Consider the following 14554-nt stretch of genomic DNA (forward strand, 5'->3'; position numbering starts at 1 on the left):
CGCTGACCAGCCCATCGAGACGTGGTCCTCCTGCATCGCGCTGGACGGGATCGAGTCCACCGAGGCGGGTACGGCCAGCCGCTTGAGCTCGGAGACGATGGCGGCCTGGGTGTACTGGGCGATCATGTGCCCGGAGTCCACCCCGGCGTCGTCGGTCAGGAACGCGCTCAGGCCACGCGAGCGCGCGACATCGAGCATCCGGTCGGTCCGCCGCTCGGACATGCTGGCCAGGTCCGCGGCCGGGATGGCCAGGAAGTCCAGCACGTAGCCCACCGGGGCGCCGTGGAAGTTGCCGTTGGACTCCACCCGGCCGTCCAGGGTGACCACCGGGTTGTCCACCGCCGAGGCCAGCTCGTAGCCGGCGACCAGCCGGGCATGGGCCAGGGTGTCGCGGGCGGCGCCGGCCACCTGCGGCGCGCAGCGCATCGAGTACGCGTCCTGGACGTAGGTGCAGTCCGGGCCCGCGTGCGAGGCGACGATCGGCGAGCCGGCCAGCAGCGCGCGCATGTTCGCCGCCGCGACCGCCTGGCCGGGGTGCGGCCGCAACGCCTGCAGGTCGGCGGCGAACACCCGGTCGGTCCCCAGCAGTGCCTCCACCGACATCGCGGCCGTCAGGTCGGCGGTGCGCAGCAGCAGGTCGAGGTCGGTGCAGGCCAGCAGCAGGTGCCCCAGCATCCCGTCGGTGCCGTTGATCAGCGCCAGGCCCTCCTTCTCGGCCAGCGTGACCGGCTCGATGCCGGCCGCGGCGAGCGCCTCGGCGGCCGGCCGCAGCCGGCCCCCGGCATCGCGCACCTCACCCTCGCCCATCAACGCCAGGGCGACGTGGGCCAGCGGCGCCAGGTCACCCGAGCACCCCAGCGAGCCGAACTCCCGCACCACCGGGGTGAGCCCGGCATTGAGCAGGGCACAGAGCGTCCGGGCGGTCTCGACCCGGATGCCGGTGCGGCCGGTGGCCAGCGTCGACAGCCGGAGCAGCATCATCGCCCGGACCAGCTCCGCCTCGACCTCCGGGCCGGAGCCGGCGGCGTGCGAGCGCACCAGCGAGCGCTGCAGCTGGGCCCGGCGATCGGGCGGGATGTGCTTGGTGGCCAGCGCGCCGAAGCCGGTGGAGATGCCGTAGTGCGGTTCGACGTCGTCGGCCAGCGCCTCCACGATGGCGCGCGAGGCCGCCATCGCCGACAGCGACTCCGCGCTGAGCTCGATCGGGGCTCCGCGGCGCGCGACCGCCACCAGTTCTGCTTCGGACATGGGGCCCAGGCCCACCGACACCGTCGTCATGCCGCCATTCTTGCCCAGCCGCGGCTCCCGGTAGGTTCGAGGGCATGAAAGCGGTGCTGGTCTCCGAGCCCGGCGGCCCGGACGTCCTGTCGCTCGGCGAGGTGGCCGACCCGGTGCCGGCTGCCGGCGAGGTGCTGCTGGACGTGGCCGCGACCGCGGTGAACCGGGCCGACCTGCTGCAGCGGGCCGGCCACTACCCGCCGCCGCCCGGGGCGTCCCCGATCCTGGGGCTGGAGTGCAGCGGCCGGATCGCGGCGCTGGGCAGCGCGGTCAGCGGCTGGCAGGTGGGTGACGAGGTGTGTGCGCTGCTGTCCGGCGGCGGGTACGCCGAGCGGGTGTGCGTGCCGGCGGTGCAGCTGATGCGAGTACCCGCCGGGCTGGACCTGATCAGCGCCGCCGCGCTGCCCGAGGTGGCCTGCACCGTGTGGTCGATGGTGTTGGACCGGGCGCCGGCGGCCGCGCTGCTTCCCGGCGAGAGCTTTCTGGTGCACGGCGGCAGCTCCGGGATCGGGACCATGGCGATCCAGCTCGCCGCCGCCCAGGGCTGCCGGGTCTTCACCACGGCCGGCACCGCCGAGAAGCTGGCCGCCTGCCGGGAGCTCGGCGCCGAGGTCGCGATCAACTACCGGGACGCCGACTTCGCCGCGGTGATCAGGGAGCACACCGGCGGCGCCGGGGTGGACGTGGTGCTGGACACCATCGGGGCCAAATACCTGCCGGCCAACCTCGACGCGCTGGCCACCGGCGGCCGGATCGCGGTGATCGGCCTGCTCGGCGGCAGCACCGGCAGCCTGAACCTGGCGAGCTTGATGGGCAAGCGGGCCACCGTGTTCGCCGCCACCCTGCGGGCCCGGCCTCCTGAGCAGAAGGCCGCCATCGTGACCGGCACCGAGGCGCACGTCTGGCCGCTGATCGAGGCCGGCCGGGTACGCCCGGTCGTGCACGAGGTGCTCGCGCTGGCCCAGGCGGGCCAGGCACACCGGATCGTGGAGGACAGCGGCCACATCGGCAAGCTGGTACTGGCCACCGGATAGAACCGGCGCGGGCTCTACGATCGAGGTAGCTGCGCGGGACAGATGCGCGGATTCCTCACAGGACGGGACGTGGACATGACGGACGAGCCAACGGGTTCCTACACCACGGACGCTCAGCCGGTGTCGGCGTCGGACCCGGCCGGCGACGGCGAGCAGGTCGTGGTGCTGCCGCCGGGTGCCGCCGTCGACGGTTCCGGTGCAGAGGAGCAGGACGGCGAGCGGGACCTGATGTCACAGGTCGAGCAGCCGGCGAAGGTGATGCGGATCGGCACCATGATCAAGCAACTGCTCGAGGAGGTCCGGGCGGCGCCGCTGGACGAAGCCGGCCGGACCCGGCTCAGGGAGATCCACCAGTCCTCGATCAAGGAGCTGGAGCAGGGACTGGCCCCGGAGCTGCGCGAGGAGCTGGACCGGCTGACGCTGCCCTTCGACGACGACCACATCCCGAGCGAGGCCGAGCTGCGGATCGCCCAGGCGCAGCTGGTCGGCTGGCTCGAGGGCCTCTTCCATGGCATCCAGACCGCGCTGTTCGCCCAGCAGATGGCTGCCCGTGCCCAGCTGGAGCAGATGCGCGGCCGGGCGCTGCCCGGCCAGGTCGGTCCCGGTCCCGCGGTGGGCATTCCGGGGCTGCAGCGGCCCGGCCCCGACGGCGAGCACGGCACCGGCCAGTACCTCTAGCAGCCCGCACCTCCGAGCGGTCCCTACCCGCCCAACGCCGGAGCAGGCCGCGCTGCTCAGGAGTGCAGCAGCGTCCGGATCAGCTTGGCGACCGCGTCCTCGTCGTTGGTCTCGGCCAGCACGGTCCCGGCCGCGGCCAGCGCCGACGGGTGGGCATTGGCCACCGCGTAGGACTGGCCCGCCCACTCCAGCATCGGCACGTCGTTGGGCATGTCGCCCACCGCAGCCACCTGGTGCCGGCTGACCCCGTGCGAGTCGGCGAGTGCCGCCAGCCCGAAGGCCTTGGTGATGCCGGTGGCCGAGATCTCGACCAGTGGTGAGTGCCCGGACCGTGTCACCGTCACCTGGTCGCCGACCAGGGCCTCCACCAGGTCCATGAACTCATCCGGTGCCAGGCCGTGGCCCTTGGCCAGCAACTTCACCGCAGGCTTGTCCAGCAGCCCGGTCAGGTCCACCGCGACCGGGGTCGGCAGCCGCCGGCCGGCCCGGTCGGTCTCGGGCGAGATCTCCCAGTCATGGCGGTACTCGGGCTCGTAGGCGAAGTCCAGGCCGTACTCCAGGGCGAAGCGGACCTGCGGGATCTTGGCCCGCAGCACGCTGGTCACCTCGCTGAGCACGCCAGGGGGCAGCGGGTGCTCGGCGACCACCGTCTCGGTGTGCAGGTCGTAGGTCAGCGCGCCGTTGGCGCTCACCGCCACCCCCCGGTGGCCGGTCGCCTCGGCCACCTCATGCAACCAGCGCGGTGGCCGGCCGGTGACGAAGGCGATGATCAGACCCGCCGCCTCGGCGTCCGCGAGCGCGTCCCGGGTGGCCTGGCTGACGGTGTTGTCGCTGCGCAGCAGGGTCCCGTCCAGGTCGCTGGCCAACAGCCTGATCAACGCCCGGCCGATCGGCTCGTCCGGGCGGCCGGCACTGGCCACCAGGCGGGGCCGGACTGCTGCGGGATCACTTCATCGAGCCTACTTGCCGGCGCTGTGAGCCCCTCCGACCGGGCGTGAAACCCCAAACCAGACACACGTGTGTTAAATGCCGGTGAGCGTTTGCCAAAGCATGGGTGGTCGTGAATCGTCTTTTACGTGCACGATGCCGCGCTGTTGATCATCGTTGTTTCCGCTGCGCTCATCTTCGATTTCACCAACGGTTTCCACGACACCGCCAACGCGATGGCGACGTCGATCGCGACCGGTGCGCTGAAACCGCGAGCGGCGGTCGCCCTGTCGGCGGTCCTGAATCTGCTGGGCGCGTTCCTGTCGGTCAAGGTCGCCGCGACCATCGCCGGCGGCATCGTCGCCTCCGGAGCGATCACGCTGCCGATCGTGTTCGCCGGGCTGCTCGGCGCGATCATGTGGAACATGATCACCTGGAGCGTCGGGCTGCCGTCGTCCTCCTCGCACGCGCTGATCGGCGGCGTCATCGGCGCCACCCTGGTGTCGGCCGGGACCTCGGCGGTGCACGGTCACTCGATCGTCGCCAAGGTGGTCATCCCGGCACTCCTGGCACCGGTGCTGACCGCCCTGGTGGCGATGCTGGCCACCAGGCTCAGCTACCGGATCGCCAGGCCCGACGAGCGGCCCCGCAGCCACCGGTACTTCCGCTACGGCCAGCTGGCCTCGGCGTCGCTGGTGTCGCTGGCGCACGGGACGAACGACGCGCAGAAGACCATGGGGGTCATCACCCTGGCACTGATCGCCGACCACCAGCTCAGGCCCGGCGCCGACCCACCCACCTGGGTCATCGTCAGCTGCGGCGTGGCCATCGCCGCCGGCACCTACTTCGGTGGCTGGCGGGTGATCCGCACCATGGGACACCGGCTGACCAGGATCGAGGCGCCGCAAGGCTTCACCGCCCAGACCACGGCCGTCGCGGTGCTGCTCACCGCCACCCAGGGCGGGCTGCCGCTGTCGACCACGCACATCACCTCGGGCGCCGTGCTCGGCACCGGGCTGGGCCGGCGGGGCGCCAAGGTCAGCTGGCGGGTGGCCGGTTCCATGGTGATCGCCTGGCTGCTGACCCTGCCGGCGGCTGCCCTGGTGGCGGCCGGCATCGGCCTGATCGTCGACAGTGGCGGGTCCGGGCAGATCGTGGTGGTCTCGGCGGTTGCCGTGGTGCTGCTGCTGGGCTTCTACCTCTGGTCGCGGCGTAACCCGGTCAGTGCCGAGAACGTCAACGAGACCTCCGACAGCTTCGGGCGCACGCTCAGCTCGATCGAGCGCCCGGTGCTGGAGACAAGCGGTGGGCTGAGCGCATGAGCGGTTACGTGGACCTGGCGGTGCTGCGCAACGTGGCACTGGTGGCCCTGCTCGCCGGGGTCGGCATCACGGTGCTGTTCTCGGTGGCGGTACGGGCCATGACCACCGCCCACGAGGAGCCCGACCAGCCGGTGGCGTCGTCCCGGTTGCTCGCCGCCGGCTGCCTGTTGATCATGTTGGCTGCCGTCGCGGTCGGACTGTGGGCGGTGCTGGCCAAGTAAGGGCAGGGCGGATCTAGGCTTACGCCCGTGACCACGTCAGACCGGCTGCCGATCAAGATGCTGCACGACCGGGTGCTGGTGCGGGTGTCCGCCGAAGAGGGTGAGCGGCGCTCGTCCGGCGGCATCCTGATCCCGGCCACCGCGCAGGTCGCGAAGCGGCTGATCTGGGCCGAGGTGCTGGCGATCGGCAACCACGTGCGCTCCGTCGAGCTGGCCGATCGGGTGCTGTTCAGCCCCGAGGACAGGCACGAGGTGGAGATCTCCGGCGAGGACTACCTGCTGCTGCGCGAGCGCGACATCCACGCGGTCGCCGCCAAGCGGATCGAGTCCAACACCGGCCTCTACCTGTAGGCGACCGTTCCCGTGTGGCGCAGGCGCAACGCGCGCCGGTGTCGGACGCCGTCAGGCGGTGCCGGTGTCGGGCGCGGTCAGGCGGTGCCGGTATCGCGGATCCGGTCCAGCCAGCCGGCCGCCTCGCCGAAGTCGGCGTCGGTGCGCCCGCTCTGGATCTCGCCGAGCTGCCCGTCCCGGCGCGGGTAGGAGCCCAGGTAGCGCACGTCGGCGCAGATCCGGTGCAGCGCGGCTAGGGCGTCACCCACCCGGGCGTCGCAGACGTGGCCCTCGCAGTCGATGGAGAAGCAGTACTGGCCCAGCCGGCCCTTGGTCGGACGGGATTCGATGCGGGTCAGGTTCACCCCCCGGGCCGCGAACTCGGTGAGGATCTCCAGCAGGGCGCCGGCGTGGTTGTCCTTCAGGTAGGTCAGCACCGTCGTCCGGTCGTTGCCGGTCGGCGGCTGCGGTGCCGCCGAGGGAGCGAGCAGGACGAACCTGGTCACCGCCCCGGGGTTGTCGGCGATGTCGTGCGCCAGGCTGTCCAGCCGGTAGCGCGGGCCGGCCGCCGCCGGAGCCACCGCGGCGTCGTACTGGCCGTCGGAGACCGCCTGGGCACCGCCGGCGGTCGAACCGACCGGGATCAGCTTCGCCCCGGGCAGCCGGGCCAGCAGGTACCGGCGCACCTGAGCGGCGGCGTGCGGGTGGGTGGCGACGGTGCCGATCGCGGCCAGGGTCGTTCCCGGACGTGCCAGCAGGTCGAAGACCACCGGCAGGTAGGTCTCGGCGGTGATCACCAGCGGCGAGCCCGGTGCGGCCAGCTCGTCCAGGGTGGCCGGCACCGAGCCCTCCACGGAATTCTCCAGCGGCACCACGGCCCCGGCCACCTCGCCGGTGCGGACGGCGTCGACGGCTTCGGCGACGGTGGCCTGCGGCACCAGCTCGGCACCCTCGGCCAGCGCCTGGGCCGCGGCATGGGCGAAGCTGCCTTCTGGACCCAGAAAGCCGTACGGCCCGCGCGGGGCACCAGTGTCCGAGGGCACGGGTGGAGTTTAGTGCCGGCGACCGGGGCACCTCGCGGCCTAGCGCGCGAGCGCGGCCTTGACGGCCTGCTCCTCCTCGGGGGAGAGCGGGTGCTCGCCGGCGCCGGCCGTCAACGCCTTGGCATAGAGCCGGGTGTCGGAGGTGCTGGCGATCGAGGTGAGCGTGACGCCGTTACCGCCGTCGTCGAGCAGGGCGAGGGAGAACGACAGCCGCCCACCGAGGTCTTCGAAGGCGTCGAAGCGGACCAGCGCCACCCGCCGCAGCACCGTGCCGACCGAGCTCGCCAGGCCCTGAACGGTCTGGGCCAGGTCCTGGCGTTCGGCCGCGAGCCCCGAGGCCAGCTCTTCCTGGGCGGCGGCCAGGTCGCGTTGCAGCTCCAGGATGTCCTTGCGGACCGCCTCGCTGGCGGCCATGTGCTTGTCGGCGACGTCCAGGATGGTCTCGCGGCCGGAGGTCCCCCGGGACAGCAACGCCACCGAGCGCCGCAACCTGCTGAGGGTGCGCAGGGCGAGCACGCCGGCCAGGAAGCCGGCCACGCCGAAGATCACGGCGGCGACCGCCAGCCAGGTACTCATCGCTGGCCAGGGTATTGCCTCGGCCGGCCGGATCCCGCTCATCGACACTCCCGTGCCGCGGTGTCCCGGCAGGCGGGCAGAATGGCTGGCGATGACCTCCTTCCTCGCGGTGTTCGCCATCGCCTTCGCCGCGATCGTGCTGGTCGAGCTGCCGGACAAGACCATGGTCGCCACCCTGGTGCTGTCCACCCGGTACCGCAGGCGCCCGGTGCTGGCCGGGGCTGCCGCGGCATTCGCGGTGCAGTGCGTGGTCGCCGTCACCGCCGGTGGCCTGCTGCACCTGCTGCCGCACCGGGTCCTGGAGGCCACCGTCGCGCTGCTGTTCGCGGTCGGGGCGGTGCTGCTGTTCCGCGAGAGCGTGGCCACCGAGGAGGAACAACTGCAGGCCGGGATGCCGGCCGAGACCGCCCTGAGTGACCGGCGGATCTTCGGGATCTCCTTCGGGGTGCTGTTCGCCGCCGAGTGGGGCGATGCCTCGCAGCTGGCCACCGCCGGTCTGGTCGCGCGCTACGGACAACCGCTGGCCACCGGCCTGGGCGCCTTCCTGGCGCTGGTCGGGGTGGCCGCGCTGGCGGTGCTGATCGGCAAGGCGATCCTGCGACGGGTGCCGCTGCAGCTCGTGCACCGGGTGGCCGCGGTGGCCTTCGCGGTGTTCGCCGTGATCGCCGGCGTGGCCGCGATCCGGGGCTGACCGGCCGGCCGTGACCGGCCGTGACCGGCTGGGGTTCTGGCTGGCTGGATCTTGACCGGCTGGGCCGAAGGCCTCGGCCGGCGATAACCTCGTCGCATGACTGTTCGGATGCGCCCGGTCCTGGCCGCGCTGCCTGCCTACGTGCCGGGCCGCAACGTCCCCGGCTCGATCAAGCTGGCCAGCAACGAGAACGCCCACGGGCCGTTGCCGCACGTGCTGGACCGGATCACCGCGGCGGCGGCGGAGGCCAACCGCTATCCCGACACCAACTCCAGCGAGCTGCTCCGGGCGCTGGCGAGCACGTTCGGCGTCGGCGCCGAGCACCTGGTGGTGGGCTGCGGCTCGGTGTCGCTGTGCCAGCAGCTGGTGCAGGCCACCGCCGGGCATGGCGACGAGGTGATCTTCGGCTGGCGCTCCTTCGAGGCGTACCCGATCATCACCGCGATCGCCGGCGCCGAGGCCGTGCGGGTGCCGCTGCGCGATCAGGTGTACGACCTGCCCGCGATGGCCCAGGCGGTCACCGACCGGACCCGGCTGGTCTTCGTCTGCAATCCGAACAACCCGACCGGCACCGCGGTGCCCGGCGTCCAGCTGACCGAGTTCCTGGACCAGGTGCCCTCCGATGTGCTCGTGGTGCTCGACGAGGCGTACCGGGAGTTCGTCACCGACGAGAAGGTGCAGGACGGCACCGGGCTGCTGGAGCGGTATCCGAACATCATGGTGCTGCGGACCTTCTCCAAGGCCTACGGGTTGGCGGGCCTGCGGGTCGGCTACGGAATCGCCGCCGATCCCGCCGTGGCGATGGCGGTCCGCCAGACCCAGATCCCGTTCGCGGTGACCCACGTCGCGCAGGCCGCCGCGCTGGCGAGCCTGGAGCCCGAGGCCAAGCGGCAGCTGGACGAGCGGGTGGCCGAGGTTGTCGCCGAGCGGACCCGGGTGACCGACGGGCTGCGGGCCGCCGGGTACCAGCTGCCGGACTCCGAGGCGAACTTCGTCTGGCTCGCCGAGGGACCCGCCGAGCAGGGCGGCATCGACGCGGCCGCCTTCGGCGCCGGCTGCGAGGAACGCGGCCTGATCGTGCGGGCGTTCGCCGGCGCCGGCGTCCGGATCACCATCGGCACGGCCGCCGAGAACGACAAGTTCCTGGCCGCCGCCACCGAGCTGCGCGGCTGATCGCCACCAGCGCCACACAGAGCCAGCCGGCCTACTCCATGCCGCGGTCCCCGAGCACCCGCTGCTGGGGCCGGGAAGCCTCCCGGACCGCCGCCGCGACCGCGGTGGGCACCGACGGGTCGAACACCGACGGGACGATGTAGGCCGGGTTGAGCTGGTCGTCGCTCACGCAGTGCGCCAGTGCCGCGGCCGCCTGCAGCAGCATCTCGGTGCTCACCTGGCTGGCCTGGGCGTCGAGCAGGCCCCGGAACACGCCCGGGAACGCCAGCACGTTGTTGATCTGGTTCGGGTAGTCCGAACGCCCGGTCGCCAGGATGGTGGCGTACTGGCGGGCGGCGTCGATGTCGGTCTCGGGGTCCGGGTTGGCCAGCGCGAACACCACCGGGTCCTCGGCCATGTCGGCGATCCACTCGGCCGGCAGCACGCCGGGGGCCGACACCCCGATGAACACGTCGGCGCCGTACAGCGCGTCGTGCAGGTCCCCGGTCACGCCGTCCGGGTTGGTCCGGTGGGCCAGCGCCAGCTTCGCCGGGGTCAGCCGCCCATCGGTCGGTGACAGCACGCCCTCGCGATCCCAGACCAGCACGTGACGGACGCCGGCGGCCAGCAGCAGGTCCACGATGGCGGTGCCGGCCGCGCCGCCGCCGGAGACCACCACCCGGATCGAGCTGAGCCCCTTGCGGACGCAGCGCAAGGCATTCGTCAGCGCGGCCAGTACCACGATGGCGGTGCCGTGCTGGTCATCGTGGAACACCGGGATGTCGAGCAGCTCGCGCAGCCGGGCCTCGATCTCGAAGCAGCGCGGCGCGGAGATGTCCTCGAGGTTGATGCCGCCGAAGCCCGGCGCGATGAACCGCACCGTCTGCACTATCTCGTCGACGTCCTGGGTATCCAGGCAGATCGGCCAGGCGTCGATGTCGGCGAATCGCTTGAACAGCGCCGCCTTGCCCTCCATCACCGGCAGCGCCGCACCGGGGCCGATGTTGCCCAGGCCCAGCACCGCCGAGCCATCGGTGACCACCGCGACCGAGTTGCCCTTGATGGTCAGCTTGGAGACGTCCTCCGGGTGCGCGGCCAGCGCCAGCGACACCCGGCCGACCCCCGGGGTGTAGGCCATCGACAGGTCGTCACGGGTCCGCAGCGGCACCTTGGACTCGACCGAGATCTTGCCGCCGAGGTGCAGCAGGAAGGTGCGGTCCGAGACCCGGTGCACCTCGACGCCCGGCAGCGCCCGCAGCGCCGCCACGATCTGCTCGGAATGCTCGCCGTTGACGGCCGAGCAGGTCACGTCGATGGTGATCCGGTCGTGCCGGGATTCCGAGACGTCCACCGCCGTCACCAGGCCGCCGGCCTCGGATACCGCGGTGGCCAGCCGGCCCACCACCGAGGAGTCCGGCACCGCGTACACCCGGACGGTGATCGAATAGGACGCCGAGGTCGGCGCGGGACGGGGACGGGCGGAATCGGGCATGGCCATGGCGGTCATCGTCTCAAACCCGTGCCGGACACTTTCCACGGCAACCGCCCTGAGGTGGCGCGACGGACCCTAGGCTAGGCAGGCTGTACGGATCGCGCGCAGGGGAGGTCGCTGGTGGTGTCAGGGGGCCGAACTACCCATTGTGGTTCCATTGAGCCTAGGGAGGATGCCGCCCCTGGCGTCCGGTCGGAAAACAATGCCCGTCACAACGAGGTGACATCGCAATGACCGAGCTATCCACGCCGGTGGATGAAGAGGTATTCCTGCGCCGCTACCTGATGCGCGCGGCGGTGCAGCTTCCCGGCCGGCCGGCCCGCGCGCTGGCCGAACTGGCCCGCCAGCACTTCCGCGCCGCCCGGGTCAGGAAGCCGGGTGAGACGGTGGTCTGGATCGCCGACCTGGACGGCGAGGGCACCAGCATCGACCTGGCCACCGGCGACGCCCCGTACCTGGTCGATTCCACCCGGGCCGAGCTGCAACGCACCGGCCACAACGTCGAGCACTTCCTGCATCCGCAGATCGTGGTGTGCCGCGACGCCGACGGCGTGATCACCAAGGTGCTCGACCTCGAGGACACCGCCGAGGTGCCCGAGGGCGCCGTCGCCGAGTCCTGGATGCACATCGAGACCACCCTGATCCCCGACACCGAGCACGAGCAACTGGCCGCCGACCTTCGCCGGGTGATCACCGACGTGCAGAACGCGGTGGCCGACGCCCCGGAGCTCTACCGGCTGATCCGCGAGCTGGCCGACCGGATCGAGGCCGATCCGGGCGAGTTCGACCGCGACACCTCCGCCGAGGCCGGCGAGCTGCTGCGCTGGCTCGCCGACGGCAATTTCATGATCCTCGGGCACGCGGCCTACTCGGCCAACGAGCTGACCAACCCGTCCCGGTCAGCGTCGGCCGGCCACACCGCCCGCGGCGTGCTGCGCGGTGCTGCCAGCATCTCGCCGCTGGAGCTGCTGCCGGCCTACCGCTCCGGCGCCCCGCTGGTGATCTTCAAGTCGCCGATGGTCTCGACCGTGCGCCGCTCGACCCGCTACGACTGCGTCACGGTGATCGCGCCGGCCCGCGACGGGGAGGCTCCCAAGATCCACGTCTTCCTCGGCCTGATCACCGACGAGACCGACGGCACGGTGGGCCGGGTGCCGGTGGTGCGGCGCCGGATCGCCGAGGTGCTGCACCGCTCGGGAGCCCGGGCCGACAGCCACACCGGCCGGCAGCTGCTCGCCGCGCTGCGCACGCTGCCCCGCGACGAGCTGCTCGAAGCGCCCGCGCCGGACCTGCTCAAGCTCTCCCAGCTGGTGGTGGACCGGGCCGAACGCGGCGGCATCGGGGTGTTCGCCCGGGTGCATCTCAACCGCGACTTCGTCACCGTCCTGGTGTACTTCCCCGGTGACCGGCTCGGCCCGGAGACCCGGCGCAAGGTGCGCGAGGTGGTGCTGGCGAACTGGCCGGGCAAGATCATCGGCAGGGACGACCGGATCGTGGAACTCGGGATGGCCCGGATGCAGTTCCTGATCGCGCTGCGGACGGGCGAGGAGGTCCCCAACCCGGACCGGGCCGCCGTGGAGTCCAAGGTCGCGCAGGTCACCCGGCGCTGGAGTGACGACCTGGCCGACCTGCTGACCGTCGGGGTCGGCGAGCAGGAGGCCGACCGGCTGCTGCGCCGGTACTCAGGGGCTTTTCCCGAGGCGTACAAGGAGGACTTCGGCGCGTCCACGGCGGTGGCCGACCTGCGCCGGCTGGAGGCGCTGCCCGATTACGACGGGCTGAGCTTCGAGGTCTACACCCCGGCCGCGGACGACCCGGCCGACCGCCGGCTCAAGATCTTCCGGACCGGCACCCCGCTGTCGCTGGGCCGCACGCTGCCGCTGCTGGAGCTGATGGGTATCGAGGTGCTCGACGAGCGGCCCTACGAGGTCGAGCGGACCGACGGCACGTCGTCCTGGATCTATGACTTCGGGCTCAAGCTCGGCGAGGGGGTGGACTTCTCACCGGCCCGCTCGGCCGCCGTGATCGAGACCCTGCGCATGCTGTGGCAGGGCAGCGTCGAGCAGGACGGCTTCAACGCCCTGGTGGTCCGGGCCGGCCTGACCTGGCAGCAGGCCACCGTGCTGCGGGCCTACGCCAAGTACCTGCGCCAAGCCGGCACCACGTTCAGCCAGGGCTACGTCGAGGAGACCCTGAGCCAGCACACCGGCATCGCCGCGCTGCTGGTGGAACTCTTCGACGCGCGGTTCAACCCGGAGTGCGAGGACCCGTCCGAGGAGGCGGTGGCCGCGCGCCAGGAGAGCATCCGGGACCAGATCGACCAGGCCCTGGCCGGGGTGTCGAGCCTGGACCAGGACCGGATCCTGCGGTCGCTGCTGAGCCTGATCAACGCCACCCTGCGCACCAACTACTACCGCCGCGACGCTGCCGGCGCGGGCCCGGAGACCTTCGCCGTGAAGCTCGACCCGCACCTGGTCGCCGAGCTTCCCGAGCCGAGGCCGAAGTTCGAGATCTGGGTCTACTCCCCCCGGGTCGAGGGCGTGCACCTGCGGTTCGGGCCGGTCGCGCGAGGCGGCCTGCGCTGGTCGGACCGCCGGGAGGACTTCCGCACCGAGGTGCTCGGCCTGGTCAAGGCGCAGATGGTCAAGAACGTGGTGATCGTGCCGGTCGGTTCCAAGGGCGGCTTCGTCGCCAAGCGGCTTCCCGATCCCGCGGTGGACCGCGACGCGTGGCTTGCCGAGGGCATCGCCTGCTACAAGAGTTTCATCACCGCGCTGCTGGAGCTGACCGACAACTACCGCCGGGACGAACACGGCAACCAGTACGTCGCCAAGCCGCCGGCCACTCGCTGCTACGACGGTGACGACCCCTACCTGGTGGTCGCTGCCGACAAGGGCACCGCCACCTTCTCCGACATCGCCAACGGGATCGCGATCGAGCGTGGTTTCTGGCTCGGTGACGCCTTCGCCTCCGGTGGGTCGGTGGGCTATGACCACAAGGCGATGGGCATCACCGCCCGGGGCGCCTGGGAGTCGGTGAAGTACCACTTCCGCGAGCTCGGCGTCGACACCCAGACCCAGGACTTCACCGTGGTCGGCATCGGCGACATGTCCGGTGACGTGTTCGGCAACGGGATGCTGCTGTCCGAACACATCAAGCTGGTGGCAGCCTTCGACCACCGGCACATCTTCCTGGACCCGGACCCCGACCCGGCGGCCTCCTACGCCGAGCGGCGCCGGCTCTTCGACCTGCCCCGCTCCAGCTGGGCCGACTACGACAGCGAGCTGGTCTCGGCCGGCGGCGGGGTGTACCCCCGGACCCAGAAGACCATCGAGGTCTCCGCGGAGGCCGCCGCGGCGCTGGGGATCGCTGCCGGGGCCACCAGGATGAGCCCGGCCGAGCTGATCCACGCCATCCTGATCGCCCCGGTGGACCTGCTCTGGAACGGCGGCATCGGAACATACGTCAAGTCCTCCGCCGAGTCCTCTCTCGACGCCGGGGACAAGGCCAACGACGCCTTGCGGGCCGACGGCAACCAGTTGCGGGCCCGGGTGGTCGGCGAGGGCGGCAACCTCGGTTTCACCCAGCGCGGCCGGATCGAGTTCGCGCGGGCGGGTGGGCGCATCAACACCGACGCCATCGACAACTCCGCCGGTGTCGACACCTCAGACCACGAGGTGAACATCAAGATCCTGCTCGACCACGCGGTGCAGGCCAAGCAATTGGACGTGGCGCATCGCAACAGCCTGCTCGCCTCGGTCACCGACGAGGTCGCGGCGCTGGTGTTGCGCGACAACTACGAGCAGAACG

Annotated in this window: 13 protein-coding genes; 8 read left to right on the plus strand and 5 right to left on the minus strand. The window is 71.8% G+C overall.

The window, feature by feature from the left end; genetic code table 11:
• On the minus strand, positions 1 to 1278 hold a 1278-nt coding region (gene hutH, locus VF542_RS08625; protein ID WP_408651293.1), incomplete at its 3' end, for a histidine ammonia-lyase.
• A 44-nt stretch (positions 1279 to 1322) separates the two neighbouring features.
• Between hutH and VF542_RS08630 the strand changes: the two genes are divergently transcribed.
• A complete protein-coding gene (locus VF542_RS08630) occupies positions 1323 to 2312 on the plus strand; it encodes an NAD(P)H-quinone oxidoreductase (protein WP_408651294.1) in 990 nt (329 codons plus the stop codon).
• 75 nt (positions 2313 to 2387) lie between these two features.
• Positions 2388 to 2990, plus strand: a complete 603-nt coding sequence (locus VF542_RS08635; RefSeq protein WP_408651295.1) for a bacterial proteasome activator family protein — start codon at positions 2388 to 2390, stop codon at positions 2988 to 2990.
• A gap of 56 nt (positions 2991 to 3046) precedes the next feature.
• On the opposite strand, the gene VF542_RS08640 is transcribed toward VF542_RS08635, so the two are convergent.
• Positions 3047 to 3910 carry a Cof-type HAD-IIB family hydrolase gene (locus VF542_RS08640; RefSeq protein ID WP_408651296.1) on the minus strand — a complete coding sequence of 288 codons (864 nt, stop codon included), beginning with the start codon at positions 3908 to 3910 and terminating at the stop codon, positions 3047 to 3049.
• Between the two features lie 156 nt (positions 3911 to 4066).
• On the opposite strand from VF542_RS08640, the gene VF542_RS08645 reads away from it, so the two are divergent.
• From VF542_RS08645 to VF542_RS08655, 3 genes are read left to right on the plus strand one after another with little or no spacing between them, the layout of a single operon-like run.
• Positions 4067 to 5239 (plus strand): inorganic phosphate transporter, encoded by a 1173-nt coding sequence (locus VF542_RS08645; RefSeq protein ID WP_408651297.1) that lies wholly within the window; start codon positions 4067 to 4069, stop codon positions 5237 to 5239.
• Complete coding sequence (locus VF542_RS08650; protein ID WP_408651298.1) at positions 5236 to 5460, plus strand: hypothetical protein; 225 nt, start codon at positions 5236 to 5238, stop codon at positions 5458 to 5460. Before VF542_RS08645 ends, VF542_RS08650 begins: the two co-directional genes overlap by 4 nt.
• Positions 5461 to 5517: 57 nt before the next feature.
• Positions 5518 to 5811: a GroES family chaperonin gene (locus VF542_RS08655; RefSeq protein ID WP_408651305.1), complete on the plus strand. Its 294-nt coding sequence runs from the start codon at positions 5518 to 5520 to the stop codon at positions 5809 to 5811.
• 77 nt (positions 5812 to 5888) lie between these two features.
• Here the strand turns inward: VF542_RS08655 and pheA are convergent, their stop codons facing one another.
• On the minus strand, positions 5889 to 6833 hold the full coding sequence (pheA, locus tag VF542_RS08660; RefSeq protein WP_408651299.1) for a prephenate dehydratase: 945 nt from the start codon (positions 6831 to 6833) through the stop codon (positions 5889 to 5891).
• 39 nt (positions 6834 to 6872) lie between these two features.
• The gene (locus VF542_RS08665) at positions 6873 to 7409 is read right to left on the minus strand and encodes a DUF4446 family protein (protein ID WP_408651300.1); all 537 of its coding nucleotides are present in this window, start codon (positions 7407 to 7409) and stop codon (positions 6873 to 6875) included.
• A gap of 91 nt (positions 7410 to 7500) precedes the next feature.
• Here VF542_RS08665 and VF542_RS08670 point away from each other — a divergent pair, with 91 nt between their 5' ends.
• Entirely contained in the window at positions 7501 to 8100 is a 600-nt protein-coding gene (locus tag VF542_RS08670; RefSeq protein WP_408651301.1) for a TMEM165/GDT1 family protein, read from the plus strand.
• Positions 8101 to 8196: 96 nt separating this feature from the next.
• Complete coding sequence (gene hisC, locus VF542_RS08675) at positions 8197 to 9273, plus strand: histidinol-phosphate transaminase (RefSeq protein ID WP_408651302.1); 1077 nt, start codon at positions 8197 to 8199, stop codon at positions 9271 to 9273.
• A 31-nt stretch (positions 9274 to 9304) separates the two neighbouring features.
• Here the strand turns inward: hisC and VF542_RS08680 are convergent, their stop codons facing one another.
• Complete coding sequence (locus tag VF542_RS08680; protein ID WP_408651303.1) at positions 9305 to 10759, minus strand: NAD-dependent malic enzyme; 1455 nt, start codon at positions 10757 to 10759, stop codon at positions 9305 to 9307.
• Between the two features lie 215 nt (positions 10760 to 10974).
• On the opposite strand from VF542_RS08680, the gene VF542_RS08685 reads away from it, so the two are divergent.
• On the plus strand, positions 10975 to 14554 hold a 3580-nt coding region (locus VF542_RS08685; protein ID WP_408651304.1), incomplete at its 3' end, for an NAD-glutamate dehydrogenase domain-containing protein.

The organism is Jatrophihabitans sp. (genome assembly GCF_036389215.1).
Classification (GTDB): domain Bacteria; phylum Actinomycetota; class Actinomycetes; order Mycobacteriales; family Jatrophihabitantaceae; genus Jatrophihabitans_A.